Annotated in this window: 24 protein-coding genes, 1 tRNA gene and 1 pseudogene; 14 read left to right on the plus strand and 12 right to left on the minus strand. The window is 38.3% G+C overall.

Annotated elements, in window-relative coordinates:
• Positions 1-496: HAD-IB family phosphatase (locus R5R67_RS16665; RefSeq protein ID WP_318755012.1), on the plus strand; the 496-nt coding region annotated here is incomplete at its 5' end.
• Between the two features lie 59 nt (positions 497-555).
• Here R5R67_RS16665 and R5R67_RS16670 read toward each other — a convergent pair.
• On the minus strand, positions 556-2,979 hold the full coding sequence (locus tag R5R67_RS16670; RefSeq protein ID WP_000479315.1) for a beta strand repeat-containing protein: 2,424 nt from the start codon (positions 2,977-2,979) through the stop codon (positions 556-558).
• Between the two features lie 591 nt (positions 2,980-3,570).
• Between R5R67_RS16670 and R5R67_RS16675 the strand changes: the two genes are divergently transcribed.
• A tRNA-Arg gene (locus R5R67_RS16675) sits at positions 3,571-3,647 on the plus strand.
• A 122-nt stretch (positions 3,648-3,769) separates the two neighbouring features.
• Here the strand turns inward: R5R67_RS16675 and R5R67_RS16680 are convergent.
• Positions 3,770-4,462 (minus strand): nitroreductase family protein, encoded by a 693-nt coding sequence (locus R5R67_RS16680; RefSeq protein WP_000007415.1) that lies wholly within the window; start codon positions 4,460-4,462, stop codon positions 3,770-3,772.
• Between the two features lie 224 nt (positions 4,463-4,686).
• Here R5R67_RS16680 and R5R67_RS16685 point away from each other — a divergent pair, with 224 nt between their 5' ends.
• Together R5R67_RS16685 and R5R67_RS16690 are read left to right on the plus strand one after the other, a co-directional pair.
• A complete protein-coding gene (locus R5R67_RS16685) occupies positions 4,687-5,184 on the plus strand; it encodes a YcxB family protein (protein ID WP_000139385.1) in 498 nt (165 codons plus the stop codon).
• Between the two features lie 39 nt (positions 5,185-5,223).
• Positions 5,224-5,865, plus strand: a complete 642-nt coding sequence (locus R5R67_RS16690) for a fumarylacetoacetate hydrolase family protein (RefSeq protein WP_000857682.1) — start codon at positions 5,224-5,226, stop codon at positions 5,863-5,865.
• Between the two features lie 75 nt (positions 5,866-5,940).
• On the opposite strand, the gene R5R67_RS16695 is transcribed toward R5R67_RS16690, so the two are convergent.
• Positions 5,941-6,735: a helix-turn-helix transcriptional regulator gene (locus R5R67_RS16695; RefSeq protein WP_318755014.1), complete on the minus strand. Its 795-nt coding sequence runs from the start codon at positions 6,733-6,735 to the stop codon at positions 5,941-5,943.
• Positions 6,736-6,840: 105 nt separating this feature from the next.
• On the opposite strand from R5R67_RS16695, the gene R5R67_RS16700 reads away from it, so the two are divergent.
• Positions 6,841-7,755, plus strand: a complete 915-nt coding sequence (locus tag R5R67_RS16700; RefSeq protein ID WP_000392679.1) for a DMT family transporter — start codon at positions 6,841-6,843, stop codon at positions 7,753-7,755.
• 20 nt (positions 7,756-7,775) lie between these two features.
• Here R5R67_RS16700 and R5R67_RS16705 read toward each other — a convergent pair whose 3' ends face one another.
• Complete coding sequence (locus R5R67_RS16705) at positions 7,776-9,023, minus strand: YihY family inner membrane protein (protein ID WP_000893466.1); 1,248 nt, start codon at positions 9,021-9,023, stop codon at positions 7,776-7,778.
• A 287-nt stretch (positions 9,024-9,310) separates the two neighbouring features.
• On the opposite strand from R5R67_RS16705, the gene wrbA reads away from it, so the two are divergent.
• Entirely contained in the window at positions 9,311-9,904 is a 594-nt protein-coding gene (gene wrbA / locus R5R67_RS16710) for an NAD(P)H:quinone oxidoreductase (RefSeq protein ID WP_001183347.1), read from the plus strand.
• A 52-nt stretch (positions 9,905-9,956) separates the two neighbouring features.
• On the opposite strand, the gene R5R67_RS16715 is transcribed toward wrbA, so the two are convergent.
• From R5R67_RS16715 to R5R67_RS16725, 3 genes are all read right to left on the minus strand, one after another.
• Positions 9,957-10,532, minus strand: a complete 576-nt coding sequence (locus R5R67_RS16715) for a xanthine phosphoribosyltransferase (RefSeq protein WP_000543071.1) — start codon at positions 10,530-10,532, stop codon at positions 9,957-9,959.
• A gap of 72 nt (positions 10,533-10,604) precedes the next feature.
• Positions 10,605-11,318 carry a DUF3108 domain-containing protein gene (locus R5R67_RS16720; protein WP_000201548.1) on the minus strand — a complete coding sequence of 238 codons (714 nt, stop codon included), beginning with the start codon at positions 11,316-11,318 and terminating at the stop codon, positions 10,605-10,607.
• Positions 11,319-11,475: 157 nt separating this feature from the next.
• Positions 11,476-12,147, minus strand: coding sequence for a hypothetical protein (locus R5R67_RS16725; protein WP_001193961.1), 672 nt, complete (start codon positions 12,145-12,147; stop codon positions 11,476-11,478).
• A 230-nt stretch (positions 12,148-12,377) separates the two neighbouring features.
• Between R5R67_RS16725 and R5R67_RS16730 the strand changes: the two genes are divergently transcribed.
• Positions 12,378-13,262 (plus strand): energy transducer TonB, encoded by an 885-nt coding sequence (locus R5R67_RS16730; RefSeq protein ID WP_000914774.1) that lies wholly within the window; start codon positions 12,378-12,380, stop codon positions 13,260-13,262.
• 89 nt (positions 13,263-13,351) lie between these two features.
• On the opposite strand, the gene ybeY is transcribed toward R5R67_RS16730, so the two are convergent.
• From ybeY to miaB, 3 genes are read right to left on the minus strand one after another with little or no spacing between them, the layout of a single operon-like run.
• Positions 13,352-13,828, minus strand: a complete 477-nt coding sequence (gene ybeY, locus R5R67_RS16735; RefSeq protein ID WP_000703571.1) for an rRNA maturation RNase YbeY — start codon at positions 13,826-13,828, stop codon at positions 13,352-13,354.
• A 9-nt stretch (positions 13,829-13,837) separates the two neighbouring features.
• Positions 13,838-14,926, minus strand: coding sequence for a PhoH family protein (locus R5R67_RS16740; protein ID WP_005119295.1), 1,089 nt, complete (start codon positions 14,924-14,926; stop codon positions 13,838-13,840).
• A gap of 37 nt (positions 14,927-14,963) precedes the next feature.
• On the minus strand, positions 14,964-16,415 hold the full coding sequence (miaB, locus tag R5R67_RS16745) for a tRNA (N6-isopentenyl adenosine(37)-C2)-methylthiotransferase MiaB (protein ID WP_000218141.1): 1,452 nt from the start codon (positions 16,413-16,415) through the stop codon (positions 14,964-14,966).
• 288 nt (positions 16,416-16,703) lie between these two features.
• Here miaB and R5R67_RS16750 point away from each other — a divergent pair, with 288 nt between their 5' ends.
• From R5R67_RS16750 to R5R67_RS16765, 4 genes are all read left to right on the plus strand, one after another.
• Positions 16,704-18,647: a lytic transglycosylase domain-containing protein gene (locus R5R67_RS16750; RefSeq protein ID WP_000792526.1), complete on the plus strand. Its 1,944-nt coding sequence runs from the start codon at positions 16,704-16,706 to the stop codon at positions 18,645-18,647.
• 57 nt (positions 18,648-18,704) lie between these two features.
• Positions 18,705-19,367, plus strand: a complete 663-nt coding sequence (locus tag R5R67_RS16755) for a hypothetical protein (protein WP_000877281.1) — start codon at positions 18,705-18,707, stop codon at positions 19,365-19,367.
• A gap of 211 nt (positions 19,368-19,578) precedes the next feature.
• Positions 19,579-20,565 (plus strand): malate dehydrogenase, encoded by a 987-nt coding sequence (locus tag R5R67_RS16760; protein ID WP_000813006.1) that lies wholly within the window; start codon positions 19,579-19,581, stop codon positions 20,563-20,565.
• Between the two features lie 162 nt (positions 20,566-20,727).
• Positions 20,728-20,973, plus strand: coding sequence for a DUF2789 family protein (locus R5R67_RS16765; protein ID WP_000462894.1), 246 nt, complete (start codon positions 20,728-20,730; stop codon positions 20,971-20,973).
• 48 nt (positions 20,974-21,021) lie between these two features.
• Here the strand turns inward: R5R67_RS16765 and R5R67_RS16770 are convergent, their stop codons facing one another.
• The gene (locus tag R5R67_RS16770) at positions 21,022-21,549 is read right to left on the minus strand and encodes a hypothetical protein (RefSeq protein ID WP_000021437.1); all 528 of its coding nucleotides are present in this window, start codon (positions 21,547-21,549) and stop codon (positions 21,022-21,024) included.
• Positions 21,550-21,616: 67 nt separating this feature from the next.
• Positions 21,617-22,222 (minus strand): 2OG-Fe(II) oxygenase, encoded by a 606-nt coding sequence (locus R5R67_RS16775; RefSeq protein ID WP_000556100.1) that lies wholly within the window; start codon positions 22,220-22,222, stop codon positions 21,617-21,619.
• Positions 22,223-22,339: 117 nt separating this feature from the next.
• Here R5R67_RS16775 and R5R67_RS16780 point away from each other — a divergent pair, with 117 nt between their 5' ends.
• The 3 genes and pseudogenes from R5R67_RS16780 (at position 22,340) to R5R67_RS16790 (ending at position 25,201) form a co-directional block, all read left to right on the plus strand.
• Positions 22,340-23,197, plus strand: a complete 858-nt coding sequence (locus R5R67_RS16780; protein WP_001109438.1) for a 23S rRNA (adenine(2030)-N(6))-methyltransferase RlmJ — start codon at positions 22,340-22,342, stop codon at positions 23,195-23,197.
• A 41-nt stretch (positions 23,198-23,238) separates the two neighbouring features.
• Entirely contained in the window at positions 23,239-24,072 is an 834-nt protein-coding gene (pssA, locus tag R5R67_RS16785) for a CDP-diacylglycerol--serine O-phosphatidyltransferase (protein ID WP_000180205.1), read from the plus strand.
• A gap of 18 nt (positions 24,073-24,090) precedes the next feature.
• Positions 24,091-25,201: pseudogene (locus R5R67_RS16790) on the plus strand (DUF6670 family protein).
• Positions 25,202-25,231 lie beyond the last annotated feature (30 nt).

A 25,231-nucleotide genomic window follows, 5' to 3' on the forward strand; every position in this document is an offset into this window, starting at 1 on the left:
AGGTGGCATCCGTCTTGCACCTTATATAGCGGGTTATAAGCTTGGGTGGGTAACGGATAAAACGATCCGTACTAAGCTCTGCCAAGTGGGATATATCGGCTATGATGCAGCTTCTTTGATATGCAAAGGACAAGAGTTTGCTAAAAAAGTAATTCCTTCCTGTATTCGTGAAAATGCTTTAGAACGCATTCTCTGGCATAAACAACAGGGAGATCAGGTCGTTGTTGTATCCGCTTCATTAAGTGTTTACTTGGAAAGTTGGTGTAAATCTTTAGATCTGGATGTTATCTGTAATCAACTTGAAATAGATAATGGTATTTTGACAGGTTATTTTATTGATGGTGATTGTGGTTATTTAGAAAAAGTAAATAGAATAAAAAATAAATATGACTTAACTCAATATTCTATAATCTATGCTTATGGTGATACACCTAATGATTATGCAATGTTGGAGTTAGCTCATAGAAAATATTATAAATGGCAAGAGATTAATTAATATTTAAAAATATATTAAAAAAGAAAGCCACTTATATAAAGTGGCTTTCTTTGTAATTATTAAACAGTATTGAATGAGTTTTCTAGGAAGTTATCAGTAAGTAATGATGTCGGTACGATCGTATGCGTTGTATTTGTTACGCTAGATACTGTAGAAGTTACACCACCGAGTAAGCTACCACCAGTTAATCCACCTAGCAAATTAGAAATAACATCTAAACTGCCTTCACCAGTAACACCACCCGTTAAGCTTCCAACGATATCCGTTACGATACCGATAGGGTTATCTGTACCGCCAGTAATACCACCAGTTAAACCGCCGAGCAGATCAGTGACTACGCCAAGCGGACTGTCGCCGCCTACGCTACCAGTTAAACCGCCGAGAAGGTCAGTGACTACACCAAGCGGACTGTCGCCGCCTACGCTACCAGTTAAACCACCAAGTAAATCAGTTACTAATCCTAGTGGGCTATCTCCGCCAGTTACGCCACCAATAGTTCCTGTTACTCCGCCAATGATTTCAGTTACTAAACCAGTTGCAGTTGTACCATTTGTAATAAGCGTATCGAGAATACCGGTAGCCGATTCAGTAGCGCCTTGAATATCACCACCGACTAAATCAGACACAACTTCAAGAGCACCGTTGACTGTGTCACGAGACGTTTCAAAAGTTAATGTGCCAAGGTCTGCAATTTCAGAAACTGGATGTTCTGCTTGTGGAAGGATACCGATAATTGTATCCGCAACTGTATCAATACCAGTGTTAATAATTTCAGTTTTCAGGCTTTCAACGCCTTGAAGAATATCGATGCCACCTTGAACAACATCGATTACTGGAGAAATAGGAGATGTACCGCCACCAATAATACCACCGGTTACGCCGCCGATAATGTCAGTTACTACACCAAGCGGATTGTCACCACCGATACCGCCAGTAACACCACCGATAATATCAGTTACTACACCAAGCGGATTGTCACCACCGATACCGCCAGTAACACCACCGATGATGTCAGTTACTACACCGAGCGGATTGTCACCGCCAATACCGCCAGTAACACCACCGATAATGTCAGTTACTACGCCAAGAGGATTATCACCACCGATACCGCCAGTAACACCACCAATAATATCAGTTACTACGCCAAGAGGGTTGTCACCACCGATACCGCCAGTTACGCCGCCGATAGTACCTGTCACGCCACCAAGGATATCAGTCACAATACCAGTCGCTGTTGAACCATTCTGAATAAGTGTTCCTAAAATACCAGTTGCATTTTCAGTAGCGCCTTGAATATCACCACCGACTAAATCAGAAACAACTTCAAGAGCGCCGTTGACCGTGTCACGAGACGTTTCGAAAGTTAATGTGCCAAGGTCTGCAATTTCAGAAACTGGATGCTCAGCTTGAGGTAATACACCAATAATAGTGTCGGCTACTGTATCAATACCAGTGTTAATAATTTCAGTTTTTAGGCTTTCAACGCCTTGAAGAATATCGATGCCACCTTGAACAACATCAATAACTGGCGAAATAGGAGATGTACCGCCACCAATAATGCCACCGGTTACGCCGCCGATAATATCAGTTACTACGCCAAGAGGGTTATCACCACCAACACCGCCAGCTACACCGCCAATAATATCTGTAATCACTTCAAGTGGGTTGCCATCAACACCGCCAGTTACACCACCGATAATATCTGTAATCACTTCAAGTGGGTTGCCATCAACACCACCAGTTACGCCACCAATAACATCAGTAACACTTCCAACCACACCAGTGACAATACCTGTAGCAGTTGTGCCATTTGTAATAAGCGTATCGAGAATACCGGTCGCTGATTCAGTCGCACCTTGAATATCACCACCGACTAAATCAGAAACAACTTCAAGAGCACCATTGACCGTGTCACGAGAAGTTTCAAAAGTTAATGTGCCAAGATCTGCAATTTCAGAAACTGGATGCTCAGCTTGAGGTAATACACCAATAACTGCATCAGCTACAGTTTCAATGCCTGTATTAATAATTTCAGTTTTTAAGCTTTCAACGCCTTGAAGAATATCAATGCCGCCTTGAACAACATCGATTACTGGAGAGATTGGAGAAGTTCCGCCGACAACACCACCCGTTACTCCGCCGATAATGTCAGTAACAACTTCAAGAGGGTTGCCTGTAACGCCACCCGTTACGCCGCCAATAATATTGGTTACAGTATCAATTGGGTTTGTAGACCCTACAGTACCTGTTACGGTACCAACTACATTAGAAACTAAGTCTGTGGTTGTATGTGAAACTGTATCGGTTACAGTTGAAATCACATTAGAAAGTAAGCCTGTTGTTGAAACATTAGCAATGTTGATATCAGAAACATTTACATTAACAGAGGAACCTGTGTTTACTACAGGGGTTATCGATACAATATTACCCAGGTCTTGAGTAACTTTTGATATTGAAGAGACGAGATTTTTCAGTAAGAACATGGTGGTCTATTTCCTGTGTATTTATGTATTTTTAAGTAAGTATTTATATATTGCGTTACGCAATTATTGAGATATGTATCGCAATAATTAAAAATTAGTATTGTGTAGATCTCAAAAAGTGTAAATGCATATTTCTACTCAAATAAATTGATACTTATAATATTTTGACAATTAGTTATTCTTTAGATTTAGACATAAAAATAATAATTTTTTTTATAATATATTCTTTATAGATGAATACATTTTTTCTTTATTTTTTTATTATTTTTTATGAATATTAAAGCTAACTAATTTTATTTATAAAAAGACTTTTGCATAAGTAGAAATATTTTATTTATATAATCCTGACTAAAAAACTAGACTTTTGTTTCTACCAATTTGGCCAAAATGCCCAAATTAGATACGAGAAATAGAGAACTTTAATTGAAAAAAAATATTTCAAATACATTTTATAGGCAATCATCTCGACTTTTTTGAAGCTAATCTACTTAAATATTTCATTATGGCTAAGAACTAGACGCTTGATGACAAAAAGATGAAAAATGTCTTTCTAAAATGAAAAAACTGCGTATAATGCCCTCCATCAAGTACGCGCTCATAGCTCAGCTGGATAGAGCACTTGGCTACGAACTAAGGGGTCGGGAGTTCGAATCTCTCTGAGCGCACCACTTGAAGAATTAACCGCTATATATAGCGGTTTTTTTGTGCCTGTTTTTTTATAATTTTTTAATAAAGAAAGCTGGTACTTGTCATAACCAGCTTTAAAAAAATCTAAATTCGAACCTATTTATTAGCCGAATGTTTTGAAGCGGCTTTCATCATCAATAAAAGCTTTTTCGCCTGCTGCGCCTTCAATAGAACCAAAAACTAGCTGAGCTCTTAGTTTCCATTCTGCTGGGATATTAAATGAGGTATTAATTTTCTCATCAATAATTGGATTGTAGTGTTGCAATGAAGCACCAATATTTTGTTCAGCTAATACATTCCAAACTGCAAATTGAGCAATTGCTGTTGAATGTTCTGACCAGATCGGAAAATTATCAGCATAAAGTTCAAATTGCTCTTGTAAGCTTTTAATAACGCTCTGGTCTTCATAAAACAGAACTGTACCTGCGCCTGCTGCAAAGCTTTGAATTTTTTGTTGTGTTCCAGATACCGCTTCAGCTGGGATAATGGTTTTTAAAACTTCTAGAACTGTATTCCAGAATTTATGATGAGATTGTCCAAATAAGATCACAGCGCGAGATGATTGAGAGTTAAAAGCTGAAGGGCTGTGTCTTATTGCTTCTTGAATTAACTTTTCAATCTCATCATTTGATTGGCTTAAGTTATTGCCAATTGCATAAATAGAGCGGCGGTTTTTAATAAGTTCTATAAAAGAGGTTTCATTTGAAGGTTCTAGCTCTTGAGCAGCTTTCAAAGCCACATCTTCTTGAGCTGTTGTTTTTTGTTTGAAGCCAAATAGTTTTGCAAAAAAAGACATGACGAATTCCACGAAAAGAGACAATAGAAGCATTCTATAAATTTAAAAATATGAAATAAGCCTTATAAATATGAATCTACGTTCTATATATGAAACGCATAAGTAGCTTGTACTAATAAAAGCTTTACAGTTAAAGCAAAAATAAAAAATCACTTTTGATTCATTTTAAAGCGTAGATGAATATGCTCTAATAGTTTCGATTTATTCAATATTGATACATTGTGATGACCGAGCAAAAAAGCGCTTTATCTTTACGTTATTATTTAAATTTAGAAGAGTCTCAAGACGGATTTGGCTTGGTGACATTCGGAAAGAAGCAATTCACACGGTTTTTGACACCTGTTATTAGTATTGCAATTATTATTTGGGGCTTATATTTAGGCTTTTCAGGTGTTGGCCGCTACTATGTTGCTTTAGGCGTTTTCTTCTTGGTTATGCAAGGTCTAATGCGCTACTGGCTTTTACCTATGATGTTTAAACGTCAATTTGTACGTTATCAATTTGGTAAGAGCGAGCAAGGAATCGATTTATATCAAGATTATTTTGAGCTCTATGCTGCTGGGCGTAAACAAGCTGTACAGTATAGTGAAGTGCAGACTTTTGCTAAAGGCAAGCTGACTTATATGCTTGAGCTTAAAAATAAAACGGTCATCATTGTACCGAAACGTGCATTTGCACAGGCTTCAGATCAAACTATATTTGAAAATACATTTAAGAAATAAGTTATTGGAATTATTAGCCGCAACAATAAAGGAAGCTTCATGAAAACACGTCCTTCAAAAATCGTTTGTGTGGGCAGAAGTTATGCTGATCATGTAAAAGAACTGAACAATGCAATGCCAGGACGTCCGGTGTTATTTATCAAACCACCAAGTAGTTTGATTGGTTTAGATGAAGGCATTTCATGGAATCCTGCATGGGGTAGTTGTCATTTCGAATGCGAATTTGTTTTACGCATTGATCAGCCACTAAAAGGAGAAACTGATCCGCAAAAAGTATTGCAGGCCATTGGTGCAGTGACTTTAGGATTGGATTTAACATTACGTGACTTACAAAATGAGTTAAAAGATAAAGGCCAACCTTGGGAAAGAGCAAAGGCTTTTGATGGTTCGTGTGTGCTTGCAGACTGGGTAGATGTGAGTGAAATCACGAACTGGGAAGAGACTAGATTTAATTTCCATATTAATGATGAATTACGTCAAGACGGTAATACCGCTTTGCTCATGTTTAATATTGCTTATCTTTTAGTAGATATTAATCAGGTGTTCTCACTTGAGCCAGGCGATGTCATTATGACGGGTACACCCGCAGGTGTAGGGCCATTAAATGCTGGCGATCAGCTAAAAATGACTTTGAAAGGTGCTACTCAAGATTTTGTTTGGGAAACATTTGTTAAAGCATAATTTTATTTAAGTTATTAAACTTTAAACCCTATTATTAAACGGATAATAGGGTTTTTTATTATACTCAAAATTAATTTATTGATAGAGCTTTCGGAACTGGTCTGGGGTAAAACCCATCCAACGTTTAAACATATAAATAAATGCCGATGCGCTGGCATAGCCCAAATCAAAAGCGATACTTTCTATGGTTTTTCCTTGATTAAGCATGGTCATTGCTTTCATTACTTTTAATCGTTGCCTCCATTCATGTAAAGACATTCCCAACTCTTTTTGACTGTAACGTGCCAACGTTCTTTCAGTCATATTTATTCGTTCAGCTAATTCTTGTAAGGTGCTGTTATCGGCAGGGCATTGATGTAAATCATTTAGAATTTTTGCTAAAGCTGGATGATCTGTTGTAGGTAAATAACTACCCACTAATTCAGCCTGTATGAGTTGATCTAATAAAACTTGGAGTAGGCGTATATATTCGACTTGGGTTTCATCTTGTGGGTTTTTCCTCAAGTGTTCGAGTAAAGCAGGTACAAGTGAGGAAGTTAATAATATACCAGCTTTCTGCGGTAACTTTTGGCACAGACTTTCATGAACATATAAAGTTGCATGAGTCACTTCGTTGCGGTTAATACCACTGTGTTTGGTATAAGGAGGAAGCCAAATACCATAAGGTGGCGGGGTTAAATAATTAATTTGATCAATATTAACTTCGAGTACACCACTAAACGCATAAATAAACTCACCCCATGCATGCGCATGTTGAGGATAAACCGTTTCTGCGGGTGCATTACGAACACGGAACCAAAGCAAATCAGGAATTGCGTTATGAGCCGGAATTCCCTGAAAATCCTGCACACGTTGAGCTGATTTTTTCATCTTTGAAAATTGCCTGAAATTACTTATGTCTTGTCTGTTTTTCACTATATCATCTAAATAAGACAGTTCTATAGTCAGATTTTTCGCTATAAATAAAGGTGCTAAATGGAAGAGCGCAAAAATCTGGATACCAGAGCTTCGGCTTTAATGGTGCTTTTATGTATGGTCTTAGGGCTGCAACAGGTGGTTCTGAAAATAGCAGCACCAGATATTTCGCCGATTATGCAAATTGCTTTACGTTCCGGCTTATCTGCTGTTCTAGTTTTACCTTTATTGTGGCGAGATCATTCGATTCATCTATTTTCTTATAGACAATGCAAAGCTGGCGCTCTTGTTGCTTTATTTTTTTCATTAGAATTTTATTTCGTCACCCAAGCCTTAAAGTTTACCTCTACCTCTCATACAGTAGTTTTACTGTATACCGCTCCAATTTTTGTTGCATTAGGGCTTCATTGGAAATTTCCTACTGAACGTCTGAATCGAGCGCAATGGGGTGGTATTGTTCTGGCTTTTATGGGGATCATTCTTACATTTTACCCAACAACCACAGCTACAAATGCGCCAGCTCTAGCACAAGTTTTGTTAGGCGATTTATATGCACTTATGGCTGGGCTTGCATGGGCACTCAGTACAATTATTGTTCGTTTATCTCCTTTAGCTCAAGCGCCGGCAACTCAAACATTGTTTTATCAACTATTTGGCTGTTTTGTTCTACTCTTACTAATCGCTTTTTTAACAAATCAAACAACAATTCATTTCACCACTTTAACGATCTTAAGCTTAAGCTTTCAAACTTTAATCGTATCTTTTGCAAGTTTACTATTATGGTTTTGGTTATTAAGAAATTATCTTGCATCACGATTAGGGGTATTTTCTTTTTTAACCCCGTTATTTGGTGTGTTATTTAGTATTTTATTATTAGAGGAAAAACTAGAAATTAAATTTATTTTTGGAAGTATTTTCGTGTTGTCAGGAATTGTCATCATGAGTCTAAAGCAGGGCAAAGCTAAAAGCAGCTAAGCCCTGATGCTAATTGAGCATTATTTCTCTTCGAAAATTGTTGAAAGTGGAATAGAGAGCTTTGCAGCTAAATAATCATTAGACTCTACTAAAGCTGGGCCAATTTTTTCCATCCATTCGTCATCATCATGCACATTTGATACATCCTGACGTAAAGGTAATGGATAAGGCAGTGCAGTGAAGAAGCTCCAAAAGTCGACTTGAGATAAATTGCGGACCAAAACATATTCATCCTTATCGGTACGTTTAACCAGATTTTGCTCTTCTAGTAAGAGAACATAAGCAGGCCAGCGACCAACTTCACCACGACCTAAAATTTCTAATGCTTCTTTATCACTTACGCTTTCACCAAGTTTTTGCTTTTTATAGAATAATTCCAAGATATCGAGCAGCATTAAAACCGGATGTCTTTTTTGCTCTTTGCCTGAATGAAAAGCGGTAAGAGCAAAACTTACCTCGACACCAAGCAATACAATATTCCAAGATAAGAAGACCCATAATAGGAAAATAGGTACTGCTGCAAACGCACCATATATGATTTCATAACTGGTGAAATTTGACATAACAAAGCTAAATAAATTTTTGAGTGTCTCAAATAATGCAGCACTTAAGCATGCAGCAATTGCTGCTGCATATAGGGGAACTGTGCGGTTGGGAATAGTCCAATATAAAATAAAAAAACCTAAAATTGTGAGAACAAAAGAAATAAGCCAGAGTAAAAAGGCGCCATCAAGTTGATAACCTGTGAAGTTATTGCTCAATAAATTCATGGAAGCAACAGTTGATGAAATAACAAATGCACTGCCTAAAATAATTGGACCAAGCGAAATAATGGTCCAGTAACGCATAAAGCCTACAATACCGCTACGGGTTTCTTTTACTCGCCATATTCGGTTAAAAACGGTTTCAATTGAAGTAAGCATTAAAACTGTTGTGACAAAGAGGAATAGCACACCAATTACAGTTAAATTACTGGACTTTTCGGTAAAAGCATTAAGAGCTTTATCAAAAGCAATCGTACTTTTAGGCAAAAAATTACTGTAGATTAAGTGCTGTAACTGTTGTCTGGCAGGTTCCAATGCCTTAATTGAAGAAATAATAACTAAAAATACCGTTAACATAGGTACAACGGCAAAAAGTGTCGTATAGGTGAGGGAGCCGGCTTGTTCACGGCAACGATCCGCTTCAAAACGCTTAATTACGAATAAAATAAATTGAAACCAGGTCTTGTTATAAAAAGGAAGCTTCTTCAAAAAACGTTCTAACATGCGTCATCTATCCCGATTTTTTTAATCATGATGTGGGTGATTGATATTCACCAGTGTATTCGGTTGAGAACACTATCGTTGATGTGGGTAAACTTTAACCTAAAGAATAAAAAAGTATTCTGAAAGTTCTGTATGTATCATCGTAACAAAAGGTAGTAAAAAGCTTTTACCGATATTTGTTACTGTGCCCTTAAAAATCAATCACCTCTAGAATTTCATAAAATTGGCTACGCCAAAAAAACAAAAAATACCGTATAGTGTTCTTTTTAACAAAATTCGTGAAACCGATGCAACCTTACATTCTTGTGCTTTATTACAGTAAATATGGTTCAACTAAAGAAATGGCGCACCTTATTGCGAATGGTGTTGAATCGGCAGGTATGAATGTAAAAATTCGCACAGTACCTAATATTGCAACAGTGGTAACAGAAGCTGAGCCAAGCATTCCTGAAGAAGGTGATATTTATTGTACTTTAGAGGAACTGGCCAATTGTGCTGGCTTAGCGCTAGGGTCTCCAACTCGCTTTGGTAATATGGCAAGCGAAATGAAATATTTTTGGGATCAGACCACAAGCCTTTGGTTAAATGGTGCTTTACATAATAAGCCAGCATGCGTTTTTACTTCTTCTGGTTCAATGCATGGTGGGCAAGAAAGTACGTTATTAACAATGTTACCTCCATTATTTCATCACGGTATGATGATTTTAGGATTACCAAACTCTATTCCGGCTTTGTCGAATACTAAAACAGGTGGGACTCCCTATGGCGCAAGCCACGTGAGCGGTCCAAGACATGATCAAAGTTTAAGCCAAGATGAAAAAATTTTATGTGAAGCTCAAGGGAAGCGTTTAGGCGAAATCGTAAAAAAACTTCATTCTTAAATTTATGGAAATAAAAAAGAGCGGGTTTCCGCTCTTTTTTATTTAAACCATTTTATTCTTTTACAAAAGTTACTGTGCCATCAGCAAGTGATTGAACGCGCGCTAATGACTCAACGCGGTAACCTTTTTCAAGTAATAAATCACGGCCTGGTTGGAATGATTTTTCAATCACAATACCCACACCTACAACTTCTGCATTTGCTTGATGAATTAAGTCAATCAAACCAAGCGCAGCTTGACCATTTGCTAAGAAGTCATCAATTACTAAGGCTTTGTCGCTTGAGTTGATGTGCTTATTTGAAATGGCAATGGTACTTTCTGTCTGTTTAGTGAAACTAAACACTTTAGCGCGGTATAAATCGTCTTTTAAAGTAAGCGATTGATATTTGCGAGCAAAAATCACAGGTACACCAAGTTCTAAACCTGCCATGATTGCTGGCGCAATACCTGAAGCTTCAATGGTAATAATCTTGGTAATCCCTGCATCTTTAAAGCGAGCGGCAAATTCTTTGCCAATCTGCTGCATGAGTACAGGGTCAATTTGGTGATTTAAGAAAGCGTCGACTTTCAACACTTGATCAGATAGAACGATACCTTCTGTTAAGATTTTCTGTTCTAGTGCGTGCACGGGAGAATCCTCTAGACGGATGCTTTTTAAAGCAAATGCGTATTTTAAAAAGCATCCGAAAAAATGCAAGCTTTAATTCGTTTTACCTGTATAACTTGTTAATAACAAACCATAAGATGTTTTGCCATCAATATGACTAACCTTGACTGGAAGGTAGTCTAATTTCGGAGCTAGCCAGAAAATTGTGCTGCGCTCAGGTTTCTTATGTTGTAAAACAACTTTCACGGTATCAAATGTGCCATAAGAGGTTTTAATTTTCTCGTTGCCTTGTTTAACAAAACGACGATTTTCAACTTCTTTTGCATCGGCTAGAGGGTAAGACGATTTAAGTGAACCATTTTTTAAATCTTCACGAATCTGTAATTCTGCATTTAGCTCATCAAGTACACCTGCCTGCCAAGCGAATGAGCGCGCTTTATCGTCTTTTTTCGTGCTAATAGTCTTATTGCCAGGATTAAAATTAATACTCATTGTGTTGTTATGAATCAAAATTTTACTGGTACGACTAAAGCTTTGTGAACCAATTTTACCGTTTGCAAAACTAAATTTACTTGTTTCACTTGCAGAAGCGATTCCACCTGCTTTTGCTGTGAATTGATAAGTCCAGTTATTGCCTTGTTGACTCAATGCACGTGTCGCTGAACCCATACCTTTATTATTGTAGGTAAACTGATAATTTGCCTGAAATGGGCTCATGGCAAGTGCATGGCTAGAGAAACTTGCAATAAGCAAAGTTGTCGAAATACCAGTTGCGATGCTGAATGATTTCAGAAATTTTGTTGCCATAAGTAAATATCCTTGTACAGACTGATAGGTCAGTGCTGATGCATCTATGACTTTTGCATATTATGCCTGTTGATCATGGAGAAAAAATCAGGATTTATGCTAAATATGTAATCTCTTTGTGTTTTTTAACAGTGAATTTCTTTAGTTCATACTGTTGTTATACATCTTTTTGCTGTATTGGCGTAATTTCAGTGTCTTCAAGTTCATCTTCAGAATCATCATCTTGATCACGGGAAAGTAAAGCAGCGAGATTAACATTACCAAAGACAACTAATTCTGCTTCACGTACTCGTGCATAGTTGATATGAACCTTGCCTAAAGTTTCAATAATACTGGCCTTTTTAGCAAACCAACGGTTAAGGTCTAAGAAGATCAAGTCATCTTTTTCTTGGGCTACATCAAATCGCTCTAGAATCATGCCTAATGGATCTTTTTTTAGAATTTTGTGATAGTAAAAAATAGCCGCTTTTACAGCAATTTTTTGCCAGAAATTTTTATATTTAGCTTCTACAATTTGCGTGTTACTAATTTGCTCAAAAACAATAAGTTGTTGTTCTTTATTAAATTCCATCTGGATAAGTTTTAAGTCGACCGACAAAGTGGTCTCTAAACCTTTAACATGCATTGTGGCATAGAGTCTTAACCAGTCATGATAAAGATCTGCATGTAGATCATCTAAAAACTCGACATTATTAGTCACGTAGCGTTCTAAGGTGGCATTTAGAAAAGTTTGCGATAATGTAAAATCTCTTTCTTCCTCAATGAAGGCTTCAGCTTTTCGGTAGACTTTATGAAGACGTTTGACTAATGAGGAAAATAGCGTTTGCATAAAAGAACTTCCAGAAGATGATTTACTAAAGAATCCACACAATCTTTATTATGATAAAAAACAGGTTTTGATATTGCAGTGTAACAAATTTAATTGATACATTTTGACAAAATGAAAATGGATAAATATCAATATTTGAAGTGAATCACACTTTTATCCATATTTGAATATCAGTTTATGTTTTATTCGGTAATACCGTGGGGAAAAGGCATCTATATGCTTTTAAGATTATGTTGAAAAAAAGAAGTCTATCCATAGAGCCTTTTTATTATTGGTGGCAAGACCGAGTCTTTATCGCTGCAATAATATTAGCAATCTTACTGCATATTTTTGTGTTGCTCATCCATTTTGCGATGCCTGCGCCGTCAGAACAATCGACTAAAGAAATTGCAATATCGATTCGTCCTACTGAAGATGTGATCAAGCATGCAGACTTTTTAGCCCAAGCTGATCAACAAGGTTCAGGGGCTTTTCGGGAAGCTCATCGGATGTCGAGTAACTCTCCAGCGCCTATGCCAAGTGATGCTTCAACAGGAGAAGCTCAGCTAGAAACTTTAGAAAAAGTGCAGCAACAAAGAGAACTTAAATTTGAAGAAAAAGTACTCATGACTGTATTGAGTTGGCAGAAACAAGCAGAGGAGAGCCAAAGAAAAAAAGCACTTGAACAATTACAAAGTCAGTTTCAGGCAAAAGCTGCCATGGTAGCGAGTCTTGAAGCTCAGTATTTACAACGTCAGCAAGATTTTAGTCGCCAACAAAAGATAAAAACAGTAGATGGTATTCAAGCCAAGAAAGATGCGTCAGCAGCTTATCTAGATAAATTTCGTGAAAAAGTAGAGCTTTATGGCAACCGTTATTATCCAGAAGAAGCGAAACAGCAACAGTTAAAAGGTGAAGTTCGCCTTATGGTAATTTTGAATGCTCAAGGGGGAATTCGTGCAATTCGTTTGCTTGAAAGCTCAGGTCATCCAGTTCTAGATGAAGCAGCAAAGGCATCGGTACGGCGTGGAGCGCCGTTTGGCCGTTTTGATGCAAATATGAAAGATATTTCGGAACTTCGTATTATTCGTACATGGCGTTTTGATCCAGCTGAAGCTGAATTTGAAGTTCATTAATGAAAAAATGTGGATAACTTTTAGGATATCCACATTTTTAAAATGTATTAAGAAGCTGACTGCGTTCTTAATCGTATGAGGGAATTTGATTATTCCTGATATGGGTTGGCAATATTGAGTTTAGCTAAGATTTCGATCTCTAAACCTTCCATTTCTTCAGCATCCTCATCACTTGTTTCATGGTCATAACCAAGTAAATGTAGAACCCCATGAACTAAAAGATGCGCAAAATGATTTTGTGCGGTTTTCTTTTGTTCCAGAGCCTCTTGTAATACCACTGGAATACAAATTACTAAATCACCCAACGGTAATGCGTCGAGCATTGGTAAAACTTCTTCAGGAATATCACTTGGAAAAGATAGAACGTTAGTTGGCTTATCTTTCTCTCGATATTGCAAGTTAAGTTGATGGCTTTCTTCCAAATCAACACATGCGATACCAATTTCGCAATCTTCTTTATAGCCAACGTGGCGTAAAGTTGTCTCAATAATTTTTTTGAGTTGAGCTCGTTTGAGCTCTAACTCAGGGGATTGAAAGTCTTGTTGTAAACTTAAACTGATTTTCAAAATGAATCCTTAAGCATCCTGATGTTGCAAGTCTGCTGCTGTATCGTTTTCAGCAATTAATGCTTCTTGGCGTGCTTTACGTTCAGCACGTGCTTCAGCATTAAGACGCTGTTGTTCACCATCCCAACCCTCATAAGCTTCAACAATTTTTTGAACAAGTTGATGGCGTACTACATCGCGGGAATGGAAACGGGTAATATGAATTTCTTTAATGTTCTCAAGTACGCGAAGAGCGTGTGCCAAACCAGATTGTTGGCCTCGAGGTAAATCTACTTGGGTAATGTCACCTGTAATCACTGCACGAGAGCCAAAACCTAAACGGGTCAAGAACATTTTCATTTGTTCTGGTGTAGTGTTTTGAGCTTCATCCAAAATCACAAATGAATGGTTAAGAGTACGACCACGCATATAAGCAAGTGGTGCAACTTCAATCACTTGACGTTCGATTAACTTGGCGACTTTTTCGAAGCCCAGCATTTCGTAGAGGGCATCGTAAAGAGGACGTAGATATGGGTCGATTTTCTGGGTTAGATCACCAGGTAAGAAACCGAGCTTTTCTCCTGCCTCTACCGCAGGGCGGACAAGTAAAATTCGCTGGATTTCATTACGTTCTAACATGTCCACTGCGGCAGCAACTGCTAAATAAGTTTTACCTGTACCAGCAGGGCCTACACCAAAAGAAATATCGCTTTGTAAAATACGTTGTACATAGCGTTTTTGATTGGCACCACGTGGATTAATGCGACCTTTTCGAGTCTGGAAATAGACATCCATGGGCGCATTATGCTCATCCATTTCTTCTCCAACTAACTCGAAATTACGTTCGGTTTGAGAAGATTGAATCAAGAGGTGTAACAGGTCAGCACTGATTTGTTGGGACGCCTCTGTTTCTTCGTAGAGTCGTTGCAATAACGCTTCGGCTCTCCCAACAGCATCTATCTCACCATCTATGTAAAAAACATCTCCACGATGAGTAATTTTGACATCTAAACGCTGTTCAATTTGCTTAAGGTGCCCATTATAGGCACCCAAGATGCTCTTTAAACGTTCCATTGAAATTTCAGGAAATGTTACGGTACGTCGAATCGCTGCAGTCAAGAGAAAACCTTTCAGTAGACTTTAGAATACCTCTACATTACGCCACGTCAGGCTCAAGATTCAAGAGTTCACCGTAAACTAAATTTAAAGTTTTAATTTCAGTAATCTCAATCTCTGCAAAACGACCAACCCACGATGCATCGCCTACAAAAGTCACTAAACGTGTATTGTCTGCTGTACCTACTAAAATATTAGGGTCTTGATCAGATACTTTTTCAATAAGTACACGTTCAATTTTGCCAAGCATTGCGTCAGTTTTTTCAATACTAGATTGCTTAATGACTTGTTGAACTTGTGCCAAACGTTCTTTTTTAACGTGTTCAGGGGTTGTATCTGGTAAGTCAGATGCTGGTGTACCTGGGCGTTTTGAGTAAACGAAGCTATAAGAATGATCAAAATCTAAATCTTTGATAAATTGCAATGTTTCTGCAAAATTTTCATCCGTTTCACCAGGGAAACCAATGATGAAATCACTCGATAAATGCATATCAGGGCGTATTTTGCGTAACTTGGCAATCTTATCGATGTATACATCAATCGTGTGATTTCGCTTCATTGCTTTGAGTACATCGTTAGATCCACTTTGTACTGGCAAATGTAAGTGTGAAACCATTTGAGGTAAATCTTCATAACACTGAATAAGTTCATCAGAGAACTCAAGTGGATGTGAAGTTGTATAACGTAAACGGCCAATACCTGGAATTTCTGCAACGAGTCGTAACAATTCAGGGAAGGTACAAATGCCACCTTCGAATGTTTCGCCACGATATCCGTTCACATTTTGACCAAGCAAGCTGATTTCACGGACACCTTTTTCAGCAAGGCCTGCGATTTCTGCAAGAACATCATCAAGTGGACGTGAAACTTCTTCACCACGAGTGTATGGAACAACACAGAAAGAGCAGTATTTAGAGCAACCTTCCATAATAGAAACGAATGCTTTAAAACCTTCTACGCGTGGTTCAGGTAAGAAGTCGAATTTTTCAATATCAGGGAATGAAATATCAACGAGCTTAATTTTTTCTTTTTTCGGCTTTTCCACTTGTGCATGATGTTGATCAAGCATTTGCGGTAAACGGTGTAAGGTTTGTGGACCAAAAATCATGTCGACATAAGGTGCACGTTTTTGAATATTGTCACCTTCTTGAGAAGCAACACATCCACCCACGCCAATAACAAGATCAGGATTTTGTTCTTTTAGTTTACGCCAACGACCTAATTCACTAAATACTTTCTCTTGTGCTTTTTCACGGATAGAGCAAGTATTCATGAGCAGAATGTCTGCTTCATTAGGGTTGTTCGTTAACACATAACCATGAGAATCCCCCAAAAGGTCTGCCATACGGTGACTGTCATACTCATTCATCTGACACCCTTGAGTTTCAATATATAGTTTTTTTATTGAAACATCAGTGGTGTGCGTTGGCTGGGTAACAGTGTTTTCTGAGGCAGCTTTGGCACCATTGGGAATGAAGGTTTGAACCGTCATGCAGGCTCCTAACAGATCGATCTAGTTAAATAATAAAATGACCCAAAACGGGTCAAACCAATCATTATAGCAGTATTTTGAGCAGAACAGATAACAATAAACTCCCATAAGCTACACATGATTTATGGAGACAAATGACATGAATTTTAATGATGTTGAATCAGATAGTTACATAACACAACAAAAGAAAGCATGAAGAATAATTAAACTATGCCTAAAGGTGGATAGTCAGGATTTAACGCATTTATGAGACCAGGTAAAAAGAGCTCATCAAACAAGAGTCGTGTGATGAAAAATAAATATGCACATCGTAGCTGGTTAGGAGCTGTGTGTTTACTTGGTTGTTCATTATCTTATGCCGCGGAAGAACAATTTAACGATGCACTAAATGCCGCCAATAGTGGTAATACTGCATTGTTAGATCAATATCAGCTTGCAATGCAAAATGATGTGTTGGGCTACTATCCTGAATATTGGAAATTAAACACGAATTTAGGCTTTCAATCTCCGACATCAATTGTAAGCTTCGCACAGCGCTATCCACAGTCTGCTATGGCAGAAAAGCTGGCCGCGGATTATGTCGAAGAAAAAGTTAAACAAGCTGACTTTGCATCTGCACAACCAATCTTGCCTTATGTTTCGAATCCTGATCAGGCCGAGAATTGTGCTTTAGCGCAGGTGAGAGCTAAAAGTGGTGATGCATTAGTTTTTGCTGAATATAAAGATGTATGGTTAGCCACTGAGTCACAACCAGAATCATGTATTGGACTCGGCCGTATGATGCTGTCTAGCCCATTAATGAGTACACAAGACAAGCAGCAGCGCCTGTGGGTACAGTTACGTGCAGGTTTATCTGGACAGGCGCTTGCTACAGCACAGACTTTGGGTTTGAATTTGTCTTTGGCTCAGCTTAATCAGATTCAGGCGAATCCACTGAATTACTTGTGGTCAGCACCAAAAACCAATGACGTAGATTATGCCTATTTGATTTTTGCACTAGGCCGATTAGCAAATAATGATTTAGGAAATGCTTTTGCAAATGTACAGCGAGTAGCGCAAGGCACTCCAGAGAGCGTGCAAAAGTATCTCTATCGAACCGTAGCCTATATTGGTGGAACTACGGTAATGAAAAATAACTTTAACCGTGAAGTCCTTCAATATTTTGATGCAAGTTATGGCTATCCGTTAAGTCCTGAAGAAGCTGAAATTTATGCACGACAAGCTATTCGTTTTAGTGCCTGGGAAAGTTTAATTCGTGCAATTGATAGTATGTCGGTTTCACAAAAACAAGAAGATCGCTGGCAATATTGGTTAGCGCGTGCGACAGAGCAACGTGGCGATAGTAATTCTAAAAATACGGCACAACGTATTTATAAAAAATTAGCTGAAAGTGGGGATGATTATCACAACCTTCTTGCAAAAGACCGTTTAGGCGTACGATATAATCATCAGCCATATAATGATGAGCCAACTGCAAGTGATTTACGCCGTTTAGATCAAAATATTCACTTTAATCGTGCATTTACTTTAAGACGGATTAATGCCAACCCAACCTATACCAACCGAGAGTGGAACTGGGCTGTTCGTCAAGCATATCTTCAGCATGATGATGGATTGCTATTAGCGGCGGCAAAACGTGCTCATGATATGGGATGGTATGACCGCGCGATTTATGCGGCAGATCGTACAACGAATAAACATAATGATACGTATCGTTATGTGACCCCGCATAAGACCAATGTCGTAAGCCATAGTTACAATGCTGGAATTGATCCTGCTTGGGCTTATGGTTTAATGCGTCAAGAAAGCCGATTTGTTACCTCGGCACGCTCTCATGTAGGTGCTGGTGGACTTATGCAAATTATGCCAGATACGGCAAAGTTGATTGCTCGCCAGATGGGAGAAACATATAATCCGGCAGCGTTAAGTGAAATGAACACCAATATTCGTTATGGGACATTTTATTTATCGATGATTCAAGGGCAATTAAGTAATAACCCTGTTTTAGCAACGGCAGGTTATAATGCTGGGCCGAATCGGGCAAGACGTTGGCAACCTGATTACCAACCGATTGAGGCTGATCAATATACAGAAACCATTCCATTGCTTGAGACCAGAGATTATGTCAAGCATGTCATGACGAATGCGACGCATTATGGAGTGATATTAGGTCAAGGTGCTCAATCATTAATACAACGTATGAAAGTCATTCCAACGCGATCATCACCTTAGTTTTAGATGATGAATGATGGAACATTCTTTTAATTGGCATAACCAAGTTTTAATTAAATGAAATATAGAGACCTAGGACTTCAATCAATATCGCAACTTGCATGGTGGATCATCTGTGCAAGCGTTGGTTTGTTGAGTTCTGTTTTACATGCGGAACCTGTTAACGTGCAAGGTTATGTTATGCATGTACAGATGACGCCTGCTGTTTGTGCGCTAGATCCTTCTAAACAAAAGCAGCGTAAATGTCTTGAAGGATATTCGCTTACGATTACTGGTTTAATGCCTGAAACCACCAGAACTGACTGTTCAACACAAAGCTCAGCTACACTGTCACCACTGCAAGCTAAGGTGGTCGCTCGGGTGATGCCAGATAATAATGCTCGTGTGCAACTCTGGAGAAGTGTGGGTGGCTGTGTGCCTATGAATGCAAGTCAATATTTCCGTACGATTATTAACTTTGCTGAACGTTTAAAAATACCTGCTAATCTAACCAGCTCTACTAATGTGGAAATGCAACAATCTACATTACGTCAACAATTTACCAAGCTTAATCCGAGCTTACCTCAAAATGGTATTCGCTTCACTTGTCAGCTATCACGCTCTGATGTCGTACTAACAGAAGTTAAAGTTTGTTACACGGTAAATGGTCAATATAAGCAATGCTCAAATCACGTTGTCTCTAATTGCCCAAGCGAAATTACCATTAAAGGCAGTTATTAAGAGCAATAACCATTTCATAAAAAAATGCTGACCATACATTGAATCTATTTGTAAAGGTTAATTTGTATTTTCTATCAGACTTTTGGTGAAAATGAGTCGCTTTTACATGCATCTGCCACTTCTTTAGAGTACAATCTTTGCCGTTTATGATGATTTGGTTAAGTAGAATCGCTACTTAACCCGATTAAGGACACTCATTGGAGACAATTACATGAAGCAACCCGTTCGTGTTGCCGTGACTGGCGCTGCAGGTCAAATTGGTTACAGCTTATTATTCCGTATCGCAAGCGGTGAAATGCTAGGTAAAGATCAACCTGTTATTTTACAATTGCTTGAAGTTCCAGTTGAAAAAGCACAACAAGCGCTTAAAGGCGTAATGATGGAACTTGATGACTGTGCTTTCCCTTTATTGGCTGGCATGATCGGGACTGATGATCCTAAAGTTGCATTTAAAGATGCTGACTATGCGTTATTGGTAGGTTCTCGTCCACGTGGTCCTGGTATGGAACGTGCTGACTTGTTAAAAGTTAACGGCGAAATCTTCATTGGCCAAGGTCAAGCATTAAACGAAGTTGCTAGCCGTGACGTTAAAGTATTAGTTGTAGGTAACCCTGCAAACACGAATGCTTACATTGCGATGAAATCTGCTCCAGATCTTCCAGCGAAAAACTTCACAGCAATGTTGCGTCTTGACCACAACCGTGCGTTGACTCAAGTTGCTCAAAAAGCTGGTGTTGCTGTAGCTGACATCGAAAAATTAACAGTTTGGGGTAACCACTCTCCAACTATGTATGCTGACTACCGTTTTGCAACTGCAAATGGTGAAAGCTTAAAAGACAAGATCAACGATCCAGCTTGGAACAAAGACGTATTCCTTCCAACTGTTGGTAAACGTGGTGCTGCGATTATCGAAGCGCGTGGTTTGTCTTCTGCTGCTTCTGCTGCTAACGCTGCAATCGACCATATGCGTGATTGGGCACTTGGTACGAACGGCAAGTGGGTAACTATGGGTGTTCCTTCTGACGGTTCTTATGGTATTCCTGAAGGCGTTATGTTCGGTTTCCCTGTAACAACTGAAAACGGTGAATACAAAATCGTTCAAGGTTTAGAAATCGATGAATTTAGCCGTGAGCGTATCAACTTCACTCTAAACGAGCTTGAAGAAGAACGTGCAGCAATTGCTGACATGGTAAAATAATTCATCAGTTTGATGAGTTGGAAAGCACTCTCTTGTAGGGTGCTTTTTTATATGTGAAATTTAATAAGAACACACAAAAAACAACAAGAAAATATAGGCATAGATATGCAACTCACATCTATTGTTGTTAGATTATTGAAAAGAAGCCATGGGAGAATAACAATGTTTGAACAACAACCGACATTACAACTTTTATTTGAGCAATTGGGTTTAGATTCTGATGATGCAAGTATTGAAAATTTTATCAGAACGCATCAATTGCCGGCTGAACAGAAGTTACATGAGGCCTCTTTCTGGTCCCAAGGCCAAAGTGATTTTTTAAAAAGTCATTGGGAAAAAGATGATGAGTGGATTGTAGTTATTGATGAGCTGAATGAGCAATTACATGAAGATAGTGTAAAAAAATAACAAATGAAAAAGGCCTGTTATAGTTAACAGGCCTTTTTTATTCATAAGTTAGTGAGTTCTTAACTTGATTAAATTTTTATACCATGTTTCATGACGTACCGGATTGAATATAGGATGTTCATGAAGCAACTCAAGATCACATTGAGCAGTTGATAAATATTTTGTGAGCCAATGACGAGTTAGTGCAGACTCTTGCTGTGCTGCTGACGCATAAGCCAAGAAAAAATATATATCGCCATGTTGATGATGAGCTAGAGGTTTCAAAATTTGCTGAGCAATCAGCGCAAAACGTTTTTCCTTATTTAACTCAAAATAAAGCATATAAGCTTTAGCTAAATGCAGCGATAGGTTTAAATACAAACTCATTGGCATCTCTTCATATTCCATACGAGCTTGTTCCAGCAAAACAATGGCTTCTTGCAAGAAGTGAATTTGTTCTTGGCGAACACGGCTTAACGTAACGAGCTGCATACGTAATTCTGCACGCTCCAAAGCAAGCTCGGGCGTATTCTCAGTTAAATAGAGTTGGTCTGTTTCACCAATTCTGGACACAATCGCTTTTGTTTCAATAGACATACGCCTTCGCCTTTTTAATCAATATCTTTTATATCGGGTCCGTTTAAGAAATTTAAAGAGCTTTCTTTTAAACCCAAATTGAGTTTCCGCTACGAAGCCAAGCAGTAATAGAGAGGCGCTGCTGTTTAGAAACTAAAACTTCATGAAGCAAATTGCTCTGAAATATAACTAAGCGATTAGGCTCTGGTGTAATAATGTGCCAAATATCGTTTTTATCTTGTAAGCGTAATTGGCCACCCCAGTCATCTTGCCATTCAGGGTGTAAATAATAAACGGTAGACATAATACGATCATTTTTTTGCTGAGGGTTATCTCGATGTAATGCGTAGAATTCACCCGGGTTATAACAGGCAAAATGTGCTTCTACTTCTTTAATCCCTAAAAAGAAAGCTTGATTTAGATGCTGGCAAAATGAAGATAATGTTTCTACATGCTGCTCAGCAACAGGAAGAGATTCGTTAATCCATAAAATATGATCGCTTCGGATCGTACTCACCACACCATTTTGAATACCTGCTTCTCGAAACTCATCAAAGTGGTGGCTACACTCTTTGGCAACTTGAGTATGATATTCAGCAGAATAAGCTTGGTTCACAATTGCGAAACCATGGGCGTTTAAGTCATCTAAAATCTGGTCCAGATTCCAGCAGTCAGGAAGCGGTTGAGAGTGCATATAACCTCATATCGATCGTAAGAAAATCAAGCAGCCTTATTTTAGATGATCACAACCTTACGAAAGAATATTTTTTTCATGTTAAACTAATCGTTGAATTGAGGAATTAAAGTCAACATGAATTACCGTCACCATTTCCATGCGGGCAACTTTGCAGATGTTATGAAGCATGTGCTTTTGCTACAGCTTCTCAACCGTTTAAATGCTAAAGATAAACCTTATCGTTATATCGATACGCATGGAGGTGCAGGAAAATATGATCTATCTCAGGCACCTGCACAAAAGTCAGGAGAATTCCTAACAGGTATTCATCGTCTTGTACAGCTTTCTGACATGGAAAAGCGCCAAGCTCCTGAAGCCATCCAGCAATACCTAAAACTTGTAGAAGAATTACGTGCTCAAGAAGGTAAGGGAAGTTATCCGGGCTCTCCGTGGTTTGCTTTGCAAGGTATGCGTGAAATTGATAAGGCTACAATATTTGAAATGCAGCGTGATGTATTTCAGCAATTACGCCATAACATTCATGATAAACGTGCGGGCTTGCATGAGCGTGATGCATATGAAGGCTTGCTTGCCGTAATTCCACCAAAGGAAAAGCGCGGTTTAGTGATGATTGATCCGCCTTACGAATTAGAGCGTAAGGATTTCCCGCAATTGGTTGAACTTTTACAAAGCGCTTATAAAAAATGGCCAACAGGTGTCTTCGCGGTTTGGTATCCAATTAAAGATCGCGCAATGATTGAACGTTTTGAAAAGAAAATGTTTAAAACTGGAATTCGCCGTCAATTAATCTGTGAAATTTGTGTTTGGCCAGATGACACACCTGTAGGTTTGAATGGTTGTGGATTATTAGTAATTAACCCACCTTGGCAGTTCTCCGAACAAGCAGATCAAGCCCTACAATGGTTATTCCCTCACTTACGTATGCAAGAAACAGGTGGTCATGCCGCTGTACGCTGGTTAGTGGGTGAGTAATAATTAATCTAAATCAATGCACATGTTTGGAATAGAAAATAATGACAAATGCGCCTAAACCAGAGCAAGATTTAACTCATAATGAACATTCTTTTGATGGGATTACGTTCGAAGTGGTTGAAGAAGAAGATAATCCGGAAGGACAAAAAGTGAAGCGCAGAGGTATTTACCTTTGGCCTAACTTAATCACGACAGCCGCTTTGTTGTCTGGTTTCTATTCCATTATTGCAAGTATGAATGGCGAATTTGCTCAAGCGATTTATGCGATTTTTCTTGCAGCATTATTTGATGGGTTAGATGGACGCGTTGCCAGAGCTATTGGTGCCCAAAGTGCTTTTGGTGAGCAATATGACTCTTTATCAGATTTGTTGGCATTTGGTGTAGCGCCAGCAATGCTAATGTATAGCTGGAGTCTACATGACTTAGGCCGTATCGGTTTGGCATGCTGTTTTGTTTATACCGCTTGTGCCGCGTTCCGTTTAGCACGATTTAATGTTCAGATTGGAGTGGTTGATAAGCGCTATTTTATTGGTATTGCTAGTCCACTCGCCGCGATTATCATTATTTCACTCGTATGGGTAGCTCGTGATTATCCGTTCATTTTTGATTTACGCGATATTGCTATTCAAACCATTAACGCGGTCATCATGGTGGTTGTAGGACTACTTATGATTTCTAATATTAAATATTATTCATTTAAGCAAATGGATCGTAAGCGTGTTCCTTTTGTAGTTATGTTGCCAGTAGTACTGATTTTTGCAGCAATCACTTATAATATTCCAATGGGTATTTTGATTGTATCAATCATCTATGCTCTATCAGGTTTTGTTACCACACTTTTAGCTAAAAAAAATAACGAGACCATCAAAACATAAAATTAGATGAGGTTCGGTATGCCTAAGTTGATAAGTGAAAAAAATCAATTACAGCAACTGAGCCTCAACTCAAATGGGGGAGTTGTCTATCAGCCCGCTAGAGGTTTTTTTAAAGTTGTCTATCAAGGTTTAATTCTCCCTAACCTGCCTGCACCACTTCGTTACTTTAATTACATTAGTCTAATCGGTCAGCCTAGAATCCCTCTTTGCTATAATGCAAATAGTATTGTGACTTCTGCAGTTGATACAGCAACCGTACTGGTTAGCAATAGCTTACATAGTGTAGGGCACTTAAAAACTTATTCCATTCGACGCCAATGTCAGCTTAATCCTAGTCGGTATCAATTCGATAAAACTGATCTTATTGAGTGGCAAATCCCAAGAGTTCAGCTTAGACGAATCGATTCTGAAATGAGTTGTGATTTAATCGTTCAAACTCCTTCCGATATTTCGAATTCATCAGCATTGCAGTGGGGAATATCTGACTATTGGTTTATTTTGTGCCACTGTGAAGGTGAGATTTTATATAAAGGACAGAAATATGAGGTCAATGGATTAGGCCGTTTTAAACATGCTCGGGCCTTACATTTACCTTTTTTATCTTTATGTTTTTATACCTGCCAAATTATTAATTTGAATGAAACAACTCAAGTTACACTTTCTCAAATAAGAAATCAGTGGAATATCATTCTATTTTCACGTTTAGATATTCAAGAACTAGGAAAGCAGCCCGTCACGTTTACCGAAGATGTTAATTTCCACATCCACCGGGTTTATCCAAAAGTTGAAACACCGCATGGGCGAGAAATGTATTTACCACGAGAGTTTTCTTGGCAATGTAAAAAAAATGGAAAAGTTATTTTTGAACTCTATGGTGAAAGTCGTGGTGATTACAAATTTGGGTTAGCTGCTGGATACATAGGAAGTTTTCGTTATCAATTAAGTTGGAATGATCAATGTCTTCAAGGAGAAGGTGGATATTGTGAATACATTGATTGTCGACCTTTAAGATGGCAAGAAAAGAATCAAAACGAAAAAATGCTCGATAAATTGCTGCTTTTACAACCGTGTTTATATAAAAAATGAATATTTTTATCATTTTTGGGTAAAAAACGACCGCTTGATATGAAATGCTAGAAAAAGGGGTTGCAAAGGGAAT

The sequence above is a fragment of the Acinetobacter sp. OYA S30 genome, from assembly GCF_033599315.1.
GTDB classification, from domain to species: Bacteria; Pseudomonadota; Gammaproteobacteria; order Pseudomonadales; family Moraxellaceae; genus Acinetobacter; species Acinetobacter baumannii.

Coding starts and splice junctions, on each gene's coding strand:
- R5R67_RS16670 (WP_000479315.1), bottom strand. CDS start 2,979: ATGTTCTTACTGAAAAATCTCGTCTCTTCAATATCAAAAGTTACTCAA.
- R5R67_RS16680 (WP_000007415.1), bottom strand. CDS start 4,462: ATGTCTTTTTTTGCAAAACTATTTGGCTTCAAACAAAAAACAACAGCT.
- R5R67_RS16685 (WP_000139385.1), top strand. CDS start 4,687: ATGACCGAGCAAAAAAGCGCTTTATCTTTACGTTATTATTTAAATTTA.
- R5R67_RS16690 (WP_000857682.1), top strand. CDS start 5,224: ATGAAAACACGTCCTTCAAAAATCGTTTGTGTGGGCAGAAGTTATGCT.
- R5R67_RS16695 (WP_318755014.1), bottom strand. CDS start 6,735: ATGAAAAAATCAGCTCAACGTGTGCAGGATTTTCAGGGAATTCCGGCT.
- R5R67_RS16700 (WP_000392679.1), top strand. CDS start 6,841: ATGGAAGAGCGCAAAAATCTGGATACCAGAGCTTCGGCTTTAATGGTG.
- R5R67_RS16705 (WP_000893466.1), bottom strand. CDS start 9,023: ATGTTAGAACGTTTTTTGAAGAAGCTTCCTTTTTATAACAAGACCTGG.
- wrbA (WP_001183347.1), top strand. CDS start 9,311: ATGCAACCTTACATTCTTGTGCTTTATTACAGTAAATATGGTTCAACT.
- R5R67_RS16720 (WP_000201548.1), bottom strand. CDS start 11,318: ATGGCAACAAAATTTCTGAAATCATTCAGCATCGCAACTGGTATTTCG.
- R5R67_RS16725 (WP_001193961.1), bottom strand. CDS start 12,147: ATGCAAACGCTATTTTCCTCATTAGTCAAACGTCTTCATAAAGTCTAC.
- R5R67_RS16730 (WP_000914774.1), top strand. CDS start 12,378: ATGTTGAAAAAAAGAAGTCTATCCATAGAGCCTTTTTATTATTGGTGG.
- miaB (WP_000218141.1), bottom strand. CDS start 16,415: ATGACGGTTCAAACCTTCATTCCCAATGGTGCCAAAGCTGCCTCAGAA.
- R5R67_RS16750 (WP_000792526.1), top strand. CDS start 16,704: ATGAAAAATAAATATGCACATCGTAGCTGGTTAGGAGCTGTGTGTTTA.
- R5R67_RS16755 (WP_000877281.1), top strand. CDS start 18,705: ATGAAATATAGAGACCTAGGACTTCAATCAATATCGCAACTTGCATGG.
- R5R67_RS16760 (WP_000813006.1), top strand. CDS start 19,579: ATGAAGCAACCCGTTCGTGTTGCCGTGACTGGCGCTGCAGGTCAAATT.
- R5R67_RS16765 (WP_000462894.1), top strand. CDS start 20,728: ATGTTTGAACAACAACCGACATTACAACTTTTATTTGAGCAATTGGGT.
- R5R67_RS16770 (WP_000021437.1), bottom strand. CDS start 21,549: ATGTCTATTGAAACAAAAGCGATTGTGTCCAGAATTGGTGAAACAGAC.
- R5R67_RS16775 (WP_000556100.1), bottom strand. CDS start 22,222: ATGCACTCTCAACCGCTTCCTGACTGCTGGAATCTGGACCAGATTTTA.
- R5R67_RS16780 (WP_001109438.1), top strand. CDS start 22,340: ATGAATTACCGTCACCATTTCCATGCGGGCAACTTTGCAGATGTTATG.
- pssA (WP_000180205.1), top strand. CDS start 23,239: ATGACAAATGCGCCTAAACCAGAGCAAGATTTAACTCATAATGAACAT.